The organism is Bartonella raoultii (assembly GCF_019659805.1).
GTDB classification, from domain to species: domain Bacteria; phylum Pseudomonadota; class Alphaproteobacteria; order Rhizobiales; family Rhizobiaceae; genus Bartonella; species Bartonella raoultii.
In genome coordinates this window covers 110,032-130,994 of record NZ_JAIFRO010000002.1, presented here as the reverse complement: position 1 = coordinate 130,994, position 20,963 = coordinate 110,032, and the positions used below count along the sequence as shown (strand labels likewise).

Below are 20,963 nucleotides of genomic sequence, written 5' to 3'. Positions count from 1 at the left end.
CGTCACTCTTTACACCGCTAAATTACGCAAAACATATTGCAAAATTCCACCATGATGCAAATAATCCAATTCATCTTCAGTATCAACACGGCACAGTAACGGAATAGTTTTCACCGTTCCATCAGAAAAAGTAATTTTGGCTACAGTTTTTTGACGCGGTTTCAAATTATGAATTCCTTCAATTGTTACTTTTTCGTCCCCTTTTAAACCGATAGATTTCCAACTTGTACCTTCTTCAAATACAAAGGGAACAACACCCATGCCAACAAGATTAGAACGATGAATTCGTTCAAAAGACTGAGCAATTACCGCTTTTACACCAAGAAGATTGGTACCTTTAGCTGCCCAATCACGAGATGATCCATTACCATATTCAATGCCCGCAAATATAACGAGTGGAACACCTTCCTGTTTATATGCCATTGCAGCATCATAAATTGCTTGTTCTTTCTGTGAAGGATAATGGATTGTATATCCTCCTTCACGACCATTTTCGCCTAACATGAAGTTACGAATACGGATATTGGCAAAAGTCCCACGCATCATCACCTCATGATTCCCACGACGCGTTCCGTACTGGTTAAAATCAGCCACTTTAACACCATGATCCATCAAATATTTTCCAGCAGGAGAATCCGCTTTAATAGACCCAGCAGGAGAAATATGATCTGTCGTGATCTTATCACCAAACAAACCTAAAATTCTTGCATCCTTAATATCTGATAAGACATCAGGCACCTTACGCATATCATCAAAATAAGGCGGGTTACGCACATAGGTTGATTGCTCATCCCAAGCATAAGTAGCATCCGTAGAGACATGAACTTTTTGCCAATTTTCATCTCCCTTAAATAGATCTGCATATTTTTCAGCAAAAATTTTACGCGTAACATTCTTTTCAATAAATTCTTGTATTTCCTGAGATGTTGGCCAAATATCTTTCAAATAAACCGGTTGACCATCTGAGCCTTCACCTAAAGGTTCCTGCGTTAAATCTTTTCGAACTGTTCCTACTAAAGCGTGTGCAACGACCAATGGAGGTGATGCTAGATAATTTGCTTGTACATCAGGTGAAACACGTCCTTCAAAATTACGATTTCCTGAAAGAACTGCTGCTGCAATAAGACCATTATCATTAACCGACTTAGAAATAGGGGGATACAAAGGACCAGAATTTCCAATACATGTCGTGCATCCAAACCCAACTAAATTAAACCCTAGTGTATCCAAATCTTTTTGCAAACCTGAATTGATAAGATAAGCTTCCACAACTTTAGAACCAGGAGCAAGAGAAGTTTTAACCCATGGTTTGCTTTTAAGGCCTTTTGCTACAGCATTACGCGCTAAAAGACCGGCTGCAATAAGAACACTTGGATTGGATGTATTTGTGCAAGAAGTAATTGCAGCAATGACGACATCGCCGTGGCTAAGTGTATATTGCTCCCCTTCAACATGATAACGATCATCTTGCCCTGAAGTTTTCTTATAATCTTCAACCAATGCTTTCTCAAAACCTTGACCAACATTTTCCAATGCAATACGCCCTTCAGGACGCTTAGGACCAGCCATAGATGAGACAACACTGCCCATATCTAATTCAATAGTATCACTAAAAATACGATCAGCAACCGCTTCATCGTGCCACATCCCTTGTGCTTTAGAATATGCCTCCACCAAAGCAATACGATTTTTATCACGCCCTGTCATACTGAGATAACGCACTGTCTCTCTATCAATTGGGAAAAAGCCACAGGTTGCCCCATATTCAGGTGCCATATTCCCAATCGTTGCTCGATCAGCAAGTGTCATGTGCTCTAGACCGGGACCAAAAAATTCAACAAATTTACTGACAACGCCTTTTTTGCGTAACATTTGTGTCACCGTCAACACTAAATCAGTCGCTGTCACACCTTCTTTAAGTTTACCGGTTAGACGAAAACCAATAACTTCAGGTAACAACATAGAAACGGGTTGGCCTAGCATTGCTGCTTCTGCTTCAATACCACCAACACCCCAACCCAAAACACCCAAACCATTGACCATAGTTGTATGCGAATCAGTACCCACGCAGGTATCAGGATAAATTACCTGATGCTTTCCTTCATCCTTTACCCACACACATTGTGCTAAATATTCTAAATTAACCTGGTGACAAATTCCTGTTCCTGGAGGAACAACACGAAAATTTTGAAAAGCTTGCTGACCCCATTTAAGAAAACGGTAGCGTTCACCATTACGCTCATATTCATGTTTAACATTTTCCTTAAAAGCCATAGGATTGCCAAAATCATCGACGATAATTGAATGGTCAATGATAAGATCAACGGGAATAAGGGGGTTAATTTTTTCAGCATCTCCTTCAAGTTTAACCATGGCATCGCGCATTGCAGAAAGATCAACGACAGCAGGAACGCCTGTGAAGTCTTGCATGAGCACCCGTGCTGGGCGATAAGCAATTTCCGCACCGGCACTACCTTTGTTGTTTAGCCATTCAGCAACGTTCAAAATGTCCTTTTTCTTAACCGTACGCCCATCTTCAAATCGTAATAAATTTTCGAGAATAACTTTCATCGAAAACGGCAAACGGGAAATTCCTTTAAGCCCATTTTTTTCCGCTTCGATCAAACTGTAATAAGTATATTCCTTGTCTCCAACTTTTAAAATTTTGCGACAATTAAAGCTATCAATGTGAGTCATGACTGTCCACCCTCATACTAAAAACCACCCAATTTCCCGGAATGAACAACACAAACTACGAGTCAAGGTCGCAGCTTGAGTGCAGGCGCAATCACCTCCGCCATCCATTTCCCCCCACCTTCTCATAGGCAAATTCGGAAATCGGCGCCAAAAACCATTCTACACCAGATCTTGATGTAACACAGAACTTATAGAACTATTTCTAGAACTATTCTAGGTACAATTACATAAAAAACATGTTTTTTATTCTATAATGCAATAAAGACGATAGAAATAAGAACAAATCAGGCAATGTGACATGGTGTTATCAGGCAAAGATTTAACGGCTTATAGGAATGAAGAAATCCTTTTTCAAGGTCTTTCTTTTTGTTTATTCCCACAACAACTTATGATAATCACAGGACCAAATGGTATCGGAAAATCTACATTACTACGAATCATCGTCGGTCTTCTTAAAGCAACTGAAGGTCATGTCGTCCTTAAAGACAAAGAACAAACATATCCCGTAGCAACAGCATGCCATTATCTTGGTCCACAAAATGCCATGAAACCTTTTTTAACGGTCATTGAAAATCTGCAATTTTGGGCAAAATTTTATGGGCAACATTTACGGTACCCATCTGAAGCTCTTGCTGATATCGGTCTTTCTCATCTTGCACACTTACCCTTTAACGTTCTATCAACAGGGCAAAAAAGACGTGTAGCAATTGCACGCCTTTTACTCTCCCATCGTCCTATTTGGATTTTAGATGAGCCAATATCTGGACTTGATAACCACGCAAAACAACGTCTTGCCAATATTTTCCAATGCCATCTCAACCAAGGTGGTATGATTATTGCTGCAACTCACAGTTTTCTTGGTATTCCAGAAAATCATAAAATCGCTCTAGAAAAATTCTTACCAACCCAGGAGTAAAAAATGAAAGCACTGTTCTGGCGTGACCTGAGATTAACTTTAACGCCGCAAGAATCTTCATTAACAGGACTTTTGTTTTTCATTGCTGTCATTGTAGTAACCCCCTTTGTTATCGGCCCAAATCCTAAAATTCTCGCACAAATAGGTCCAGGTATCTTATGGTTTGGAGCTCTTCTTGCAGGTCTCCTCAATCTAAACAAACTTTTTCAAACCGATTACGATGATGGAAATCTCGATCAATTTATTCTTTCTGGACAAAGACACAGCCTCACATTGATTGTCTTGATAAAATGCCTTGCCCATTGGGTAGGAACAATGCTACCTCTTATCTTTGCTACTCCTCTTTTAGCATTTATGCTCCATTTAGATGCAGTGACAACTTTTACAACAATACTTACTCTCTTGTGTGGAACACCTGCTATTATTTTTATTGGTGCTATAGGGGCTGCACTTGCAACATCATTGTTACACAGCACTCTCCTTATTTTTATCATCATCTTACCTTGGATTATTCCCATCATGATTTTTGGTGTTTCAGCTGCTACAGCCCCCACGAATCCAAACATTTCGTTTCTTAATTCTTTGGCTTTTCTCATCGCTTTTTCACTTCTTTTGAGTCTTTTTAGCTCTTTTGTTACCGCTATGATACTCAAGTTTTTATCAGAATAGGAAAAGATGTTTGCTGTACAACAAAACTCTGCTTATGATAAATTTCATGAATAAGACATCTCGTATACATAAAATGAGGTCGCTCCCGACAAGTTTAACCCGTTTTATGAAAATAAGTGGTACCGTTTTGCCTTGGTTAACCGGTGTAACACTAGGGCTTCTCATCTTAGGTCTTATTCTGATTGTATATTCACCCGATGATTACCAGCAAGGTATAACAGTCAAGATTATGTACATTCATGTACCATTCGCATGGCTTTCCACATTCTGTTACATTATAATGAGTGCTGCTGCACTAGGAAATTTGATTTGGAGATATCATCTTGCTGATATAGTACTCAAATGTGGTGCACCCATTGGAGCACTTTTTACTGCTTTGGCTTTAATAACTGGAGCTCTTTGGGGGCGCCCTACGTGGGGAACATGGTGGGTATGGGATGCACGGCTTACATCAGTTTTAATTCTGCTTTTTATCTACCTTGCTATTATAATGCTTGATCGTGCTTTTGATAATCAAATAAAAGCGGCACACGCAACAGCAATTCTTACACTCGTCGGATTTGTGAATATCCCCATTATCAAATTTTCCGTTAATTGGTGGAATACATTACATCAACAAACATCGCTTTTTCGTCTAGGAGGTCCAACAATCGATCGTGCTATGTTATATCCCCTTATAACAATGATCATGTGTTTTATTTTTATGTTTATTCTGCTCTATTTGATGGCTATGCGAAATGAAATTAATAGTCGTTATATTAAAATGCTGCAGATCAAAAAAGCTCGTCATGCACACCATCAGGACTCTTCATCATGCTCGACTTAAACAGTATTCACAGCAGATTTTCAGGAAATTTTTCTCAGCAAGTTGATTTCTTTCTTGGAACTCTTCATCAAAAGCAAATTGTTATTTTGAGCTATACGTTATCCGCGATCTCACTCCTTAGTCTTATTGGCTACATTCTTTGCAAAGGACTCTATCAAAAAAAAATGCTCCATAAGCTAAATAAAAAAAAGCTATTTGAGAAAGAAAAATATAATGAAAACCCCTCCTCAAAAACCTAAAAAAGATATCTCCTTACCTGTTATGTTGGGATTGTTTGGGCCATTAATACTTTTTCTTTTTCTCATGATACTTTTCTTTGATTTTATACACAACAAACGTCCCAATGATCCTTTTTTCCTCCCAAATACATTAGCTGGAAAACCTGCTCCTGAAACCAATCTTCCTTTACTTAATAAGGACGCTCATCTTAATTTCGAGCAATTTAAAGGACGTATAACATTGGTCAATTTTTGGGGATCTTGGTGCTTATCTTGTCGCAATGAGCATCTTATCTTGATGAAAATTGCGCAAGATAAACGTTTTGATCTTGTTGGTATTAATTATAAAGACAGCAAAGAAAATGCCCAACGCTTTCTGAGCAATTTTGGTAATCCTTTTAAATTTATTGGCTTTGATATTTCAGGTCATACGGCTATTAACTGGGGTGTATATGGACCACCGGAAACCTTTCTTTTAAATCAAGAAAATATCATTATTGCAAAACATGTTGGCCCCTTAACATGGAAAATTTACCAAAAAGAAATCTTACCCAAAATTGAAAAAGCTATAATGATAAAATAAAGGACAAATATCAATTTATGAAGAGAGTTCCGCTAAATAAAAAAGGCAAATACAGTCAAATATTCTCATCGCAAAATTCTTGAAAAGAAATTATAAAGGCTTGGCTGCATATTATAAAAGAAATACAACAAGTATTTTATAAAAAACTTAACATACTATGAATTATATTCATGAAAAGAAGGGGCTAGTTATACCTTCATACACATAAAATCTGTGGTATTGGAAAGAAGTTCTATTACATCATTTTTATGAGCCATGTCATTGGCAGCAAGAAGAAATACCTTTTTTAAAAAATATGCAAATGAAACAACACAATGATAGGCTGTTTTCTTGCTATTAAAAAACACAAAAAGGGAAAGCTTAAATGCATTTCTTGATGAAGAAAACCTCTCCCTCTATTAAAAGTCCTGCTTTTGAAAAGCCTTCTTTCATAGCCAATTCTATATTGAAACTAAAATTTAACAATGGAACATAGAATACAATAGCGATTACACAGCAGATATTATACCCTTATCCGCCGTCTTTCAGATACTGGCTGAAACGCTATCTTAGCATGAAAAGCACAATAAGGACTATTTTCACCGGAATCAGCACCACAAAAATGAAAATCTGATGATAAAGGATCTCCAACCGGCCATCTACATGTATTTTCACTCAATTGCAAAAGATTAAGTTGGCGTGATATAGGCACGACAACATTTGATTTCGCAGATGTATCAATTTCAGCCACATCTTCTTCTGCTACAAACTCCACCTTTAAAGCCGGTGCTTCAATATTAACAGCTTCTATTGGCGATACCGTTGATGAAGCACGGCGCCCACGTGGAGACGATAGATTTTCCCCTACAGATACTTTTTGTGCACGCGTATTCCCTTGTGCTGTTTTACCACGACCTGGTAATTTTAATCGATGTACTTTACCAATTACGGCATTCCTGCTGACTCCCCCTAACTGAGCTGCAATTTGACTTGCACTTAACCCCTCACTCCAAAACTTCTTCAGAAGCTCAACACGTTCACATGTCCAACTCATATCAGCACTCCATTCTCATCACTTCATTAAGACGCACCCCTTTTGCATCCTTAAAAGGTTGTATTTTCAATGAACCAAATAAACAATTTTCCGCTTTCCCCACGCATAAAAATCATTTAACTCATGAAATTTATAAACCAAAATATAATTTTGCTTGTTGACTTAAATTACAATACGCATTGACTCCATGACAAGAGTCTTTCCTTCTTTTAAGGGATTATTTAGAATGTTTTCCCCAACTTGCGAATCAATCATATATCAAACTCTGTATTTACTTAAGAGTTTTTCCTAATGCATATCTTTGCAGAGCCTTTATTGCTTTTTTAAATCGATGTAATGATTGATATTATTAGATAACTAATTGTAATAAAAGCTTAATTGTTCTACAAAAAAATATGTAATGTTGTTTTATTGATGGCATTATTTTATTTATATTGCAAAACTTAAAATATAAAGGAAGTCATGATGGATGCACGCGCTCTACAGCCACTTTACACGTGCTTTGCTCGGCGTAATTTGCATTTTAAACAAGGCAATGGTATATGGCTTATTTCTGATGAAGGAAAGCGTTATCTCGATTTTACATCTGGCATTGCTGTTAATGCATTAGGGTATGCGCATCCAAAACTCGTTGATACACTTAAAATACAAGCAGAAAAACTTTGGCATATTTCCAATCTTTTTCAATCGCCTGAACAAGAATCTCTTGCTACACGGCTTTGTGTAAATAGCTTTGCTGATAAGGTTTTTTTCTGTAACTCCGGCGCTGAAGCGCTTGAATGCGCATTCAAAACTGCGCGTCACTATCACTATACATCTGGTCATCCAACCCGCGTTGAAATTATTACCTTTGAGGGTGCATTTCATGGACGCACACTTGCAACACTTGCAGCTACTGGGCACGAAAAATATTTGGAAGGATTTGGTCCAAAAGTGGATGGATTTCTTCAAGTTCCTTTTGGTGATGAAAAAGCTTTATGTAATGCTATCAATAAAAATACCGCTGCTATTCTTATTGAACCTATTCAAGGAGAAGGAGGAATACGAACAGTTCCTCACGAGACTTTAAGATTTTTACGCAAAATATGTGATGATCATGACCTGCTTTTAATTTTTGATGAGGTTCAAACAGGTATTGGACGAACCGGAAAACTTTTTGCTTATGAATGGAGTAACATCACACCTGATATTTTGACTCTCGCAAAAGGTTTGGGAGGTGGATTTCCATTGGGAGCTTGTCTTGCAACAGAAAATGCTGCTAAAAGTATGATACTAGGGACCCACGGATCAACTTTCGGAGGAAATCTTCTCGGAATGGCAGTAGGAAACAGTGTTCTTGATATCATCTTAGAACCTGACTTTCTTCACCATGTACAGCGTATGGGGAATAAACTAAAAAGTGGACTTTCAAGCATTCTTAATATCTATCCTGATGTGCTCTGTAATATTCAAGGAATGGGCCTTATGCTAGGTATTCAGGGCGTTCTTCCCTCCAATGTTATCGTCGATGCATTGGAAAAGGAATATATTCTTACTGTTAGTGCTAACAATAACGTAGTACGCTTCTTACCTCCCCTTATCATCATGGAAGAAGAAATTGATGAAAGCTTGCGTCGTATTGAAAAAGCAATCGCTCATCTTTCACAAATAAACGCAAAAGGTAAATATTATCAATATGACAAATGTTCACCGTCACTTTACTGATTTATCTGTCTTAACCCCACAAATAGCACGTGCTCTTATCGATTATTCGAAAAGCCTTAAGGCATCTTTCAAAGCAGGAAAAGGCTCAAAACCTTTTGTAGGTAAAACACTGGCGATGATTTTTGAAAAACCATCCACACGAACCCGTATTTCATTTGATATCGCCATGCGTCAACTTGGAGGAGATACGATTACATTAACAAGCTCAGAGATGCAGCTTGGTTATTGTGAAACTATCGCTGATACAGCACGTGTCTTATCACGTTTTGTGGATATCATTACATTACGAACGACAATACATCATCGGATGCTCGAATTGACACAATATGCACAGATTCCTGTCATTAATGCTCTTACAGATGACACACATCCTTGCCAAATTTTAGCAGATGTCCTGACCTATGAAGAACATCGCGGACCAATTGCAAAAAAAATATTTGCATGGATGGGAGATGGCAATAATGTACTTCATTCATTGATTGAAGCTGCTGCTCTTTTTAATTTTCATTTACGTATTGCCACTCCAAAAGGCAGAGAACCACAAAAAAGATTTATTCATTGGGCACGTGAAAGAGGAGCTCATATTACACTGACTCATAATCCTCGAAAAGCAGCTAAAGATGCCGATTGTATTATTACCGACACATGGGTGTCTATGGGACAAGAGTCTCATGCCCGCAATCATTCTATTTTTCTCCCTTATCAAGTCAATGAATCTTTAATGGAATTAGCAAAACCCAATGCTCTTTTCATGCATTGCCTTCCTGCCCATCGTGGTGAAGAAGTTGTGGACACCATAATTGATGGACAGCACTCTGTTGTATTTGATGAAGCAGAAAACCGTCTTCATACCCAAAAGGCAATTCTTGCATGGTGTTTACAAGATCCGTTTTTCTCTTCACAATAACACATCGAAATAACGCATATATATAAAAGGCTGTAATATGAGCAAACAAGCTAAAGATGATGCCTCTCTTAACAACATTTACTTGAATGAAGATGATACTGTTATCCCTTTTCAAGTTGAAGAACTTGATATCCGTGGACGTGCCGTACAGCTTGAAAAAACTTTAAATTCTATTCTTGCAAGGCATCAATATCCTGAACCTGTTTCTTATCTTTTAGCAGAGGCTTTGGTTTTAACCGTTTTGCTTGGAAGCTCTTTAAAGCTTAAGGAAAAATTTATTTTACAAACGCATTCCAATGGGCCTGTTAATATGTTGGTATGTGATTTCTCTCCTCCTTCTAATCTACGGGGATATGCTCGTTTTGATAAAGAACTGCTCAAACAAGCAATAGCCAATAATCAAATATCTTCAGAAACACTTTTAGGAAAAGGTACTTTGGCCTTTACCATCCGCCAAGGTCCCCATGCCCAAGATTATCAAGGAATAGTTGCATTAGAGGGATCAAGCTTGCAAGAAGCTTCCCTTACTTATTTTGATCAATCAGAGCAAATTCCTACCGATATCCACCTAGCCGTTGCTATATTAATCAATCGAGACAAACAAGGAAAAACACAAAAAAATTGGCGCGCTGGGGGGCTTTTAACCCAACTTTTACCTCAAGCATCACCTCACCAGAAAATATATGAACCTCATCAAAAACAAGAAAAAACAAAAACCCGTACCCAACTTAAGAACCAATGGCAAGAAGCCAAAGCTCTAACAGCAACTATTGAAAGTGCAGAATTGACGGACCCCCAAGTTGGCAGTAAACAGTTATTATTCCGTCTTTTTCACGAACAAGGGGTTAGAGTTTTTAATCCTCTTTCTCTTGTAGATAAATGCTCTTGTTCGCGTGAAAAAATTAAAAAAATCCTTGAAGGTTTTCCTGATAGTGAACGCACCAAAATGGTTGAAAATCAATATATTTCAGTTGTATGTGAGTTTTGTTCAACAACTTATCGTTTTAAGCTGCAAGAATTTTCTCAAGAAAAAGCATAACAAATATTCTTTTCGAAAAAATGCTAATTACAACCAAAGCCTATTGTAATTAGGTTCTTGAATGCTCTGAAAATTTGATACAAACAATATGAACGCTTCCTCTCACAATATCATATTTCTTTTCTCGACAGAAAACGACGCAACCACACATAAAGCGCTCCCTCACCGCCATGTTGATGAGCAGCTTTTTCAAATGCATGAACATAATATCGAAAAGCCGGTGTTGATAACCAGTGAGGAACAAATTTATACAGAGCACCATCACTTCCATACGATCGGCCTTTTCCTGTGATAACCAACACATAACGTAATCCATTTTGTTGAGAGGACTGTAAAAACTTTTTTAAGAAATAATAAGCTTCTTCCTGAACATATCCATGAAGATCGAGACGAGCCTCAATCGGATAATGACCTTTTGCAATTTTACGATGTGCAACACGATCAAAAAAATGGATCTTTTGTACTTGTACAACTGTCTCCTTTTCCCTTTTAATAACTGTTGGGCTCTGTTGTTTTTCCTGAGATAACGGAAAGATTTGTTTTATACACTGTCTCTTATTGTCATGCTTAGTAGCATCTTTTATCAAAGAAGAATAGCGATTATCATGCAGTGGTTTTGTCGTACGACACACCATCTCCCATAAAAGACGATCTTGTGGAGTTAATAAACTTCTTTTTTGTCTCCATTCAACGGTGGACATTACACTTTTCAATCTCTTATAAATCTTTGATTACGCAATCTTATGTATAAATAAAAAAGAGCTTAATTTTCATCTTCTGTTGCAAAAAGCTTCCAGTTTGGATCGGATGATAAGCTATTGCGTACAAAAGTCCAAACATCGCGAATTTCTACAATAGTATCAGGATCACCGTCTATACGCTCTTCTTGCTCATTATAAGTTACAGAAATTATTTCACTGATAATTCGTACAGTTATAAATTCTTCCTTGTCTTGTATTGCTGCTGCAACAAACTCAATTTTATTAATCCCAACAAAAGTAAACTGAACATTTTCTTTATTTTTTTCCCTTTTTTCAAGAGCAGCGCAAAAGCTCTCAAAAACATCTTGTGACAGCAATCTTTTAAGTTGGTCTCTCTCTCCTTTAGCAAAGGCTGTTACAATCATTTCGTAAGCAACTTGGGCACCCTTTATAAAGAATTGAGGAGAAAATTGAGGATCAATTTTGCGCAGTGCCCTTAAACCTTCATTTAATACACTTCCTTCTGGTGCAATTGCATCAATTTCGCTAAAATCACCCTTTTTTGTATTGCTATGATGAGGGAGCGAAACAAGACTATCCGTCGTTTCTGTTTCAGTTTGTTTTTTAGAATAATTTGAAGAAGAATCAAAGGGAGGTTTTTCAAAACCAATCCGTTTTCCTAATACATTACGTAGTTGTATAAAAACGACAACCATAATAATAAGAGCTATGACAAGTACAACGTCAAATTCCATGTGTGCTGCTCATCTCCTAACCTACAATGATCTATAATAAATATTGCAGTCAATATCATTTATCAATAAATATGTAAAATAGGGAATTTTACCATTTAAATATTTTTAATAGTCCCTCATCTATTTTATAGGCTTTATTTGTCTATGTTTAAAAGAGGGTATCTTATATTTTCCATCCGAAACATTGTGAAGGGAATTTTTATGTGATTAAGTTTTATTCTATAAATCCTCGTTTTTTTGTTATTATTTTTCTCTGCGCTCTCTTAATCGAAATCGCTGGCTTTATCTTTGTTGGAAAGGAAATTGGAATTTTAGCCACTTTGGGTTTAGTTGTCTTAACAACACTTGCAGGAAGTCTTTTGTTACGAATTCAAGGTATTAGTCTTTTAAAAAATATACAACGTGGATTTATTCAGGAGCATTCTCTGGAAGACAAAATTTCCAACGATGCTCTTATTATTATAAGTGCAATTTTGCTTATTCTTCCCGGCTTTGTAAGCGATATTTTAGGGATCTTACTTCTTATTAAACCAATCCGTTCTATTGCTTGGCATTTCTTTTCATCGTTACGAAATAAAATGAATACTACTGCGCAAAATGACTCTGAAAAAATCATTGACCTTAAAGCTGAAGACTACAAAACTTACGATGCAACAGAATCTCCATGGCGTAAAAATGATGATAATCATTAAAGTGCTAGAAAAATCTCTAACCTACTTAAAAAATTATGAAGACAAAGAGAGCGTTCCTTGCAACCTTGTGCAAGGCATGATAACCAGCTTGATCTTGAGATTAAAATATACATATCATAATGAGAGGTTCATAGTATGGCTGAAGGTGAAATGAACAACAGTAGTGGAGAACCAGTTTTTGCTGTATTAACGCAATATTTAAAAGACTTTTCATTCGAGAACCCAAGTGCTCCTCGTTCTCTGCGTCCGCGTGAAAAAGCACCACAAATCGATATCAATATTAATGTCAATGCGAATCCTATCGGTGACGACAATTATGATGTCGTCCTATCTCTTTCTGTAAAAGCTAATGATGACACAGAAACATTGTTTCACGTAGAACTCATTTACGGTGGTGTTTTCCATATAAAAGATATCCCCCAAGAGCATGTTATGCCACTCGTTTTTATTGAATGCCCACGTCTTTTATTTCCATTTGCACGGCAAATTATATCTGATGCAACCCAAAACGGTGGTTTTCCACCTTTATGGATTGATCCAATTGATTTTGCTGCTCTTTTCCAAAAGCGTGTTGCTGAAGAACAAAACAAAAATCAAACACAACCATCTTAAGGATTTATTCTTTTTCAAAACCATGAAGCCCTTGATATTTTTCAATATTTCAAGGGCTTTTTTAAATAATTTTTTCTGCATGGTAAGCAGCAAGCATTGCTATATTAACAACATCTGTATCGCTTCCGCTAAAAGGTACAATTTGAACAGACTTTTCCAATCCAATTAAAATAGGTCCAATGATAGTTGCTTCTCCAAGCTCTTGCAACATTTTACTTGCTATAGAAGAGGCATGATATCCAGGCATTACCAAAATATTAGCAGTCCCTGTTAATCCCATAAAGGGATATTGCTGCATCAATTTTGCATTAAGGGCCACATCAGCACTCATTTCTCCATCAAATTCAAAATCAACCTTGCGCTCATGCAAAATACTAACAGCATCCTGAATTTGTTGTGTAACATATCCTTTCATATAGCCAAAAGTAGAAAATGCTACAAATGCTACCCGTGGCTGATATCCAATCCCATGAACAAACGAGGCTGTCTGTTCTGCTATATCCGCAAGTTCTTCAGCATTAGGATTCTCGTAAACAGCAGTATCCGCAATAAATACAGTTCTTCCACGACAAATAGCCATTGAAATACCAATTAACCGTTCTTTTGGTTTCTCATCAATTACTCGGCGTATATCAATCAACGCTGTTTCATAATTACGTGTCACCCCTGTAACCATTGCATCAGCATCTTCTAATGCCACCATACATGCAGCAAAGTAATTGCGATCATTATTGATACGACGATGACAATCACGCAAAAGCCAGCCTTGGCGTTGCATCTTTTTATAAAGATAATTTGCATAAGCATCGACGCGATCAGAAAGCTTAGCATTCATTACAGAAATACCTTCACGCTCAAGATCAATTCCAGCAATAGCAGCCGTTTCTCTTACTTGTCTTTCACGACCAATTAAAATCGCTTTTCCCATTTTTTGATGAGCATAGGAAACAGCGGCCCGTATAACTTGCTCTTCTTCACCTTCTGCAAAAACAATTTTTTTTGGTGCTTGACAAACATGATTATAGACACCACGCATCACAGAAGAAATGGGATCACGTCTTGCCTTCAAATCACGTTCATAAGCCGCTAAATCATCAATATTTTTTTGTGCAACACCGCTTTCCATGGCCGCTTTTGCAACCGCAATTGAAACAACAGTAAATAAACGTGGATCAAAAGGAACAGGAATGATATAATCTGGACCAAACTTTAACCGCTTTCCACGATATGCTTCTGCAACGCTATCGGGAACATCCTCATGTGCTAAATCAGCAAGAGCTCTTGCCGCAGCAATTTTCATCTGTTCATTAATGACGGTTGCACGTACATCAAGCGCACCGCGAAATATATAAGGAAAACAAAGAACATTATTAATCTGATTTGGATAATCCGAACGGCCTGTCGCTATAATAGCATCATTGCGCACTTGCCTAATTTCTTCTGGTGTAATTTCCGGATCAGGATTAGCCATCGCAAAAATAATCGGCTGAGGTGCCATAGTTTTTACCATTTCTGGGGTAATAGCACCTTTAGCAGAGACACCGAAAAACATATCAGCACCTTCCATTGCTTGTGCAAGCGTACGCTTATCCGTTTGAACAGCATGCGCAGACTTCCACTGATTCATGCCCTCTTTGCGACCTTCATAGACAACGCCTTTTGTATCACACAATATAATATTCTCAGAACGAAATCCCATTGCTTTAATCAACTCAATACAAGCAATACCTGCAGAACCAGCTCCATTACAAACCAACCGCGTATTTTGCATATCACGCCCCGTTAAAGACAAAGCATTGAGCACACCAGCAGCTACAATAATTGCCGTACCATGTTGATCATCATGAAAAACAGGAATGTTCATGACTTCACGCAAACGGCTTTCAATTACAAAACACTCAGGCGCTTTAATATCTTCAAGATTGATACCACCAAAAGAAGGCTCTAAATGACGTACAAGATTAATAAAACTTTCTGTATCATTCGTATCAATTTCTAGATCAATCGAATCAATATCCGCAAAGCGCTTAAAAAGTACAGCTTTTCCTTCCATCACCGGCTTAGATGCCAATGCACCTAAATTACCTAAACCCAAAATAGCAGTACCATTTGAAATAACAGCGACAAGATTACCTTTTGCCGTATAATCATAAGCGCAGGCTGGATGTTGAGAAATTGCTTTCACCGGAACAGCAACACCTGGTGAATACGCGAGTGATAAATCATGCTGTGTTGCCATAGATTTTGTTGCAACAATTTCCAACTTTCCAGGACGACCACGGCTATGAAAGTCTAAAGCTTCTCGTTCACTAGCGCTGTAAATTGTTTGAGATGTTTTCGGATACTGCTCACCTTTTTTCATCTTACTTCACTTTCTCCAAAAACAGTGTAAATCCTTTTTGGTAATGTATACCATTATCCAATTTTAAAATTTGATTCATATATTAGAAATCGTTATTCTTGCTTTAACAGATCTGATTATGCCTTTCAATTAAGAGATAATAAAGACAAATATTGAAGTAAAAAATATAAAAGCCTCACTTGAAGGAAACACGCAAGTACAAATGGATAAGAAAATCGAACGTAAAGATAATTTACAATCTACACCCGCATCTGCTCCCCAACAAGAACGCCTCACCCCTATGATGGAGCAATATATAGAAATCAAAGCCGTTAATAACGATTCCTTACTTTTTTACCGAATGGGTGACTTCTATGAACTCTTTTTTAATGATGCAATTGAAGCTGCTCAAGCTTTAGGAATCACACTCACAACACGTGGCAAACATTTAGGGCAGGATATTCCTATGTGTGGTGTTCCTGTTCATGCTGCAGATGATTACTTGCAAAAATTAATCGCTTGTGGTTATCGTGTTGCTGTTTGTGAACAAACAGAAGATCCCGCAGAAGCTAAAAAACGTGGGTCAAAATCCGTCGTCCGGCGTGATGTTATCCGCCTTGTAACACCTGGAACTATAACAGAAGAAAAGCTTCTTGATCCAACGCGTGCAAATTATCTTATGACACTTGCCCGCATCAAAACAAGTGATACAGAAGAATTTGCTCTTTCATGGATTGATATCTCAACAGGCATATTTCGCGTCACAGAAAGCCACCATGAAAAGCTTTTAGCAGATATTATGCGTGTAGATCCGCAAGAAATCATTGTTGCTGATTCTTTTTTCCACGATAAATCCCACAAAGCACTTTTTAATGTTCTTGATCGTATTGTTTCACCTCAGCCTGCTAATTTGTTTGACTCAATCACTGCTGAACGTGATATTTGCAATTATTTTAAACTCTCCACCCTTGAAGGTGTTGCCGATTATTCACGCCCCGAACTCTCAGCAATCGCTGCTGCTATACGTTATATCGAAAAAACACAAATTACGCATCGCCCCCCTCTCATGCGCCCTGAACGCCAAAATGAAAGTGCAACCCTTTTCATTGATGCAGCAACAAGATTAAGCCTTGAGCTTGTTCGAACCACATCAGGTCAACGTGATGGAAGTTTACTAAAAGCTATTGATCGTACTGTAACAGGAGGAGGTTCACGTCTTCTCGTTGACCGCCTTATTGCTCCTCTTACAACCCCTTCAGCTATTGACCAACGTTTAGATTCTATTGCTTTTTTTCTGCGCAATACATCCCTTGCAGAAGCCACAAAGCTCATTTTAAAAGGAGGGCCAGATATGCCTCGTGCCGTTTCACGTTTGGCTCTTGGTCGAGGAGGACCCCGTGATATGGCTGCCATTCAGCGTGGCTTTGAAATTGTTCAAGAGCTCCACCAGCTTTTTGATAAGGAGCTGCTTCCTCAAGAAATAAACGATGTACAACAAATTTTCTCAAATTTACCAACAGCTTTACATTTTCATTTAGAAAAAGCATTAGCCGATGATCTCCCATTACTTAAGCGTGATGGTGGTTTTATTCGCCCTCATTACCATGAAGAGTTAGATGAAATGCGTGCTTTACGCGATGAATCTCGCCGTATCATTGCAGAGCTTCAAACACAATACGCCCAAGAAACAGATATTAAAAATCTTAAAATCAAGCATAATAATATTCTAGGCTATTTTATTGAAGTTACGAGTACACAAGCATCAGCTCTTACAAATAGTCCGCAAGCAAAAGCACGTTTTATTCATCGACAGACAATGGCAAATGCTATGCGTTTTACCACAACAGAACTTGCTGATCTTGAAAGCCGTATTGCGCATGCAGCCAACCACGCCATTATGCTTGAATTAGAAATCTTTGATACTCTTGTAAATGAAATTACCCAACAGGTTGACTTTATCCGTAAAGCCTCTGAAGCACTTGCCATTTTAGATGTATCTGTTGCTTTAGCACATTTGGCTGAGGAACAAGGGTATTGTCGTCCCCAAGTTGATCATTCCTTAACCTTCGAAATTACCGCAGGACGCCATCCTGTCGTAGAGCAAGCATTACGAAAACAGGCAGCAGAACCCTTTGTTGCCAATAACTGCAATCTTTCTGTGCAAGAAAATCACCAATATGCAGCAATCTGGCTTCTCACAGGTCCTAATATGGGAGGAAAATCAACTTTTTTACGACAAAATGCTCTTATTGCTATTATGGCGCAAATGGGATCCTTTGTTCCAGCAACTTCCGCACATATTGGTGTTGTTGACCGTTTATTTAGTCGTGTTGGTGCTTCTGATGATCTTGCACGGGGACGCTCAACCTTTATGATGGAAATGGTTGAAACCGCAACGATCCTTAATCACGCCAGCAGTCACTCTCTTGTTATTCTTGATGAAATTGGACGAGGAACTTCAACCTTTGATGGCCTTTCTATTGCTTGGGCAACCGTTGAATATCTTCATGAAGTTAACCACTGTCGTGCTATTCTTGCTACGCATTTTCATGAAATGACAGCACTCACTGAAAAATTAGAACGCCTCCACAATGTGACAATGAAAGTTAAAAACTGGAATGGTGATGTGGTTTTTCTTCATGAAGTTACACCTGGAGCTGCTGATAGATCCTATGGTGTACAAGTTGCAAAGCTTGCTGGACTACCTTCAGCAGTTATTAGCCGCGCTACAGATGTTTTACACCAATTAGAACAAGGTGAAATGGCCGGAAAAGGACATAAGCTCATCGATGATTTACCGCTTTTTTCCCTTAAAGAAACATCTTCTAAAAATGAAGAAATAAATAAACCATGTATACTTCATGAAGCTTTAAAAGATATTCATCCTGATGAACTGTCTCCTAAACAAGCTTTAGATGCACTTTATCATCTCAAAAAACTTGAAAAAAATAATGCCTCTCTAGACAAATAAAAAATACAGTGCTTTTTTAGCGATAACCTTTAGCATAGAGTATTGCTTTTCCCTAAATGCATTTTGCGCTTCATAAAAAAGCATGTTGTGCCCGATAAATTGAGCACTCATACAACAAAGAACAAAATCCTCTGCCCTTCTTCAAGCGTTATTTGCAATAATTGATATTCTTCTTTTCAGCCGAGAGAATATCTTGCTTCCAAATTATATAAAAGACATCAAAAATCTCTCAAAAATGTGTTTCTTTTAAAGAAAATAAATTTGTATTATCATCAAACATGACGAACTGCTCCTTTTGCAGCAGAAGTTGTCATAGCAGCATAGGCTTTGAGAGCTTTTGAAACTTTACGCTTACGCTCTTCTACCGGTTGCCAAGCTTGTTTTCCTTTTGCTTCCATTTGCGTACGACGATGCATTATTTCAACATCATCAACCAACATATGAATTGTACGGTTAGGAATATTAATCTCTATGATATCACCTTCTTCTACCAAAGCAATTTCTCCTCCTTCAGCAGCCTCTGGTGAAATATGCCCTATAGAAAGCCCTGAAGTTCCCCCTGAAAAACGGCCATCTGTTATAAGTGCACAAGCTTTTCCTAACCCTTTAGATTTGAGATAACTCGTTGGATAAAGCATTTCCTGCATGCCAGGACCACCACGTGGACCTTCATAACGAATTAAAACAATATCACCTGATTGAATTTTATTGGTTAAAATCGCTGAAACAGCAGCATCTTGGCTTTCAAAAATTCTTGCTGGACCTTTAAAAGTTAAAATTGATTGATCAACACCTGCTGTTTTTACAATACAGCCATCTTTTGCAAGATTTCCGTACAGAACTGCCAATCCCCCATCTTGCGAATAGGCATATTTTTTCTCACGGATCACACCTTTTTCACGATCAAGATCAAGAGTATCATAACGACATCTCTGGCTAAAAGCTATTTGTGTTGGAATCCCGCCTGGAGCTGCACGATAAAATTCATGAATATTTGGTTCTTTGGTTTGTTTTATATCCCAATGATAAAGAGCTTCTTTCATTGTCTTTGCATGAACTGTATAAACGGATGTATCAATGAGCTCAGCAGCAGCAAGCTCCCCTAAAAGACCCATAATGCCACCAGCGCGATGCACATCTTCCATATGCACATTCGCAACAGCAGGTGCAACCTTACATAAAACAGGAACACGACGTGAAAGATGATCAATATCCGACATGGTAAAATCTACCTCACCTTCTTGTGCTGCTGCTAACAGATGAAGCACTGTATTGGTTGATCCCCCCATGGCAATATCAACGGTCATTGCATTTTCAAAAGCCTTGCGGGATGCAATAGAACGCGGTAAAACTGTCTTATCATTTTTTTCATAATAGCGTTTAGCTAATGCGACAATCTGTCGTCCAGCTTCTTCAAAAAGCATTTGACGATCTGCATGTGTTGCGAGCACTGATCCATTTCCAGGAAGAGAAAGCCCCAATGCCTCAGTTAAACAATTCATTGAATTTGCAGTAAACATTCCTGAACAAGAACCACATGTTGGACAAGCAACCCGCTCCATTTCAGCAACTTCTTCTTCTGAATTATGTTCAGAAGCAGCAGCAACCATAGCATCAACCAAATCAACAGTAAGATCTTGGCCTTTCCATTTAATTTTTCCTGCTTCCATAGGGCCGCCTGAAACAAAAATTGTAGGAATATTCAAGCGCAAAGCAGCCATTAACATGCCAGGCGTAATTTTGTCACAATTGGAAATACAAACGAGTGCATCAGCACAATGGGCATTGACCATATATTCAACAGAATCAGCAATAATTTCACGTGAAGGCAAAGAATAAAGCATTCCATCATGCCCCATAGCAATTCCATCATCTACCGCAATGGTATTAAACTCCTTCGCAACACCGCCAGCCACTGCTATTTGTTTTGCAACCAATTGCCCTAGATCTTTTAAGTGAACATGTCCTGGTACAAATTGTGTAAAAGAATTTGCAATCGCAATAATGGGCTTATCAAAATCAGTATCTTTCATCCCTGTTGCACGCCAAAGGCCACGGGCTCCTGCCATATTGCGCCCATGCGTTGATATTCTTGAACGGTAAGAAGGCATTATTTTTTCCCCTCAAATAATTCCATTTGTTCTTTTGTGCTGCAATCTTTGCTTAAAAACAAGAGCTTTCACACAAGAAATAAAAAAAGCCTCATGCTGAGGCATTTGAAACACAAAATTTGAAGCTTTATATCCATTACATTTAATAGTAACTATTTATTCTAATAGGATTTGAGTACTTTTTAAAA

Annotated in this window: 17 protein-coding genes; 11 read left to right on the top strand and 6 right to left on the bottom strand. The window is 38.0% G+C overall.

Features of this window, described 5'->3' with window-relative positions; genetic code table 11:
• Nucleotides 1–9: 9 nt before the first annotated feature.
• Nucleotides 10–2,697 carry an aconitate hydratase AcnA gene (gene acnA, locus K3248_RS01965; protein ID WP_220716692.1) on the bottom strand — a complete coding sequence of 896 codons (2,688 nt, stop codon included), beginning with the start codon at nucleotides 2,695–2,697 and terminating at the stop codon, nucleotides 10–12.
• Between the two features lie 298 nt (nucleotides 2,698–2,995).
• Here acnA and ccmA point away from each other — a divergent pair, with 298 nt between their 5' ends.
• From ccmA to K3248_RS01945, 5 genes are read left to right on the top strand one after another with little or no spacing between them, the layout of a single operon-like run.
• Nucleotides 2,996–3,613: a heme ABC exporter ATP-binding protein CcmA gene (ccmA, locus tag K3248_RS01960; RefSeq protein WP_220716691.1), complete on the top strand. Its 618-nt coding sequence runs from the start codon at nucleotides 2,996–2,998 to the stop codon at nucleotides 3,611–3,613.
• 3 nt (nucleotides 3,614–3,616) lie between these two features.
• Entirely contained in the window at nucleotides 3,617–4,282 is a 666-nt protein-coding gene (gene ccmB, locus K3248_RS01955; protein WP_220716690.1) for a heme exporter protein CcmB, read from the top strand.
• A gap of 46 nt (nucleotides 4,283–4,328) precedes the next feature.
• On the top strand, nucleotides 4,329–5,108 hold the full coding sequence (locus K3248_RS01950) for a heme ABC transporter permease (RefSeq protein WP_220716689.1): 780 nt from the start codon (nucleotides 4,329–4,331) through the stop codon (nucleotides 5,106–5,108).
• Nucleotides 5,096–5,347 carry a hypothetical protein gene (locus tag K3248_RS08595; RefSeq protein ID WP_246588205.1) on the top strand — a complete coding sequence of 84 codons (252 nt, stop codon included), beginning with the start codon at nucleotides 5,096–5,098 and terminating at the stop codon, nucleotides 5,345–5,347. Before K3248_RS01950 ends, K3248_RS08595 begins: the two co-directional genes overlap by 13 nt.
• The gene (locus K3248_RS01945; RefSeq protein ID WP_220716688.1) at nucleotides 5,322–5,909 is read left to right on the top strand and encodes a DsbE family thiol:disulfide interchange protein; all 588 of its coding nucleotides are present in this window, start codon (nucleotides 5,322–5,324) and stop codon (nucleotides 5,907–5,909) included. Before K3248_RS08595 ends, K3248_RS01945 begins: the two co-directional genes overlap by 26 nt.
• Nucleotides 5,910–6,411: 502 nt before the next feature.
• Here the strand turns inward: K3248_RS01945 and K3248_RS01940 are convergent.
• Nucleotides 6,412–6,942 (bottom strand): GcrA family cell cycle regulator, encoded by a 531-nt coding sequence (locus tag K3248_RS01940; RefSeq protein WP_220716687.1) that lies wholly within the window; start codon nucleotides 6,940–6,942, stop codon nucleotides 6,412–6,414.
• 465 nt (nucleotides 6,943–7,407) lie between these two features.
• On the opposite strand from K3248_RS01940, the gene K3248_RS01935 reads away from it, so the two are divergent.
• From K3248_RS01935 to K3248_RS01925, 3 genes are read left to right on the top strand one after another with little or no spacing between them, the layout of a single operon-like run.
• Entirely contained in the window at nucleotides 7,408–8,646 is a 1,239-nt protein-coding gene (locus K3248_RS01935) for an aspartate aminotransferase family protein (RefSeq protein WP_220716686.1), read from the top strand.
• Nucleotides 8,618–9,553 carry an ornithine carbamoyltransferase gene (gene argF / locus K3248_RS01930; RefSeq protein WP_220716685.1) on the top strand — a complete coding sequence of 312 codons (936 nt, stop codon included), beginning with the start codon at nucleotides 8,618–8,620 and terminating at the stop codon, nucleotides 9,551–9,553. Before K3248_RS01935 ends, argF begins: the two co-directional genes overlap by 29 nt.
• Before the next feature lie 37 nt (nucleotides 9,554–9,590).
• Entirely contained in the window at nucleotides 9,591–10,592 is a 1,002-nt protein-coding gene (locus tag K3248_RS01925) for an Hsp33 family molecular chaperone (RefSeq protein ID WP_220716684.1), read from the top strand.
• A gap of 110 nt (nucleotides 10,593–10,702) precedes the next feature.
• Here the strand turns inward: K3248_RS01925 and K3248_RS01920 are convergent, their stop codons facing one another.
• Both K3248_RS01920 and K3248_RS01915 read right to left on the bottom strand, forming a co-directional pair.
• Nucleotides 10,703–11,293: a Smr/MutS family protein gene (locus K3248_RS01920; RefSeq protein ID WP_220716683.1), complete on the bottom strand. Its 591-nt coding sequence runs from the start codon at nucleotides 11,291–11,293 to the stop codon at nucleotides 10,703–10,705.
• Nucleotides 11,294–11,355: 62 nt separating this feature from the next.
• Entirely contained in the window at nucleotides 11,356–12,048 is a 693-nt protein-coding gene (locus K3248_RS01915) for a Tim44/TimA family putative adaptor protein (protein ID WP_220716682.1), read from the bottom strand.
• A gap of 203 nt (nucleotides 12,049–12,251) precedes the next feature.
• Here K3248_RS01915 and K3248_RS01910 point away from each other — a divergent pair, with 203 nt between their 5' ends.
• Nucleotides 12,252–12,740, top strand: coding sequence for an FxsA family protein (locus K3248_RS01910; RefSeq protein ID WP_220716681.1), 489 nt, complete (start codon nucleotides 12,252–12,254; stop codon nucleotides 12,738–12,740).
• A 135-nt stretch (nucleotides 12,741–12,875) separates the two neighbouring features.
• On the top strand, nucleotides 12,876–13,352 hold the full coding sequence (gene secB / locus K3248_RS01905) for a protein-export chaperone SecB (RefSeq protein WP_220716680.1): 477 nt from the start codon (nucleotides 12,876–12,878) through the stop codon (nucleotides 13,350–13,352).
• A gap of 61 nt (nucleotides 13,353–13,413) precedes the next feature.
• Here secB and K3248_RS01900 read toward each other — a convergent pair whose 3' ends face one another.
• Entirely contained in the window at nucleotides 13,414–15,714 is a 2,301-nt protein-coding gene (locus K3248_RS01900) for an NADP-dependent malic enzyme (protein WP_220716679.1), read from the bottom strand.
• 202 nt (nucleotides 15,715–15,916) lie between these two features.
• Between K3248_RS01900 and mutS the strand changes: the two genes are divergently transcribed.
• Nucleotides 15,917–18,664, top strand: coding sequence for a DNA mismatch repair protein MutS (gene mutS, locus K3248_RS01895; protein ID WP_220716678.1), 2,748 nt, complete (start codon nucleotides 15,917–15,919; stop codon nucleotides 18,662–18,664).
• Between the two features lie 272 nt (nucleotides 18,665–18,936).
• Here the strand turns inward: mutS and ilvD are convergent, their stop codons facing one another.
• Nucleotides 18,937–20,775: a dihydroxy-acid dehydratase gene (ilvD, locus tag K3248_RS01890; RefSeq protein WP_220716677.1), complete on the bottom strand. Its 1,839-nt coding sequence runs from the start codon at nucleotides 20,773–20,775 to the stop codon at nucleotides 18,937–18,939.
• Nucleotides 20,776–20,963 lie beyond the last annotated feature (188 nt).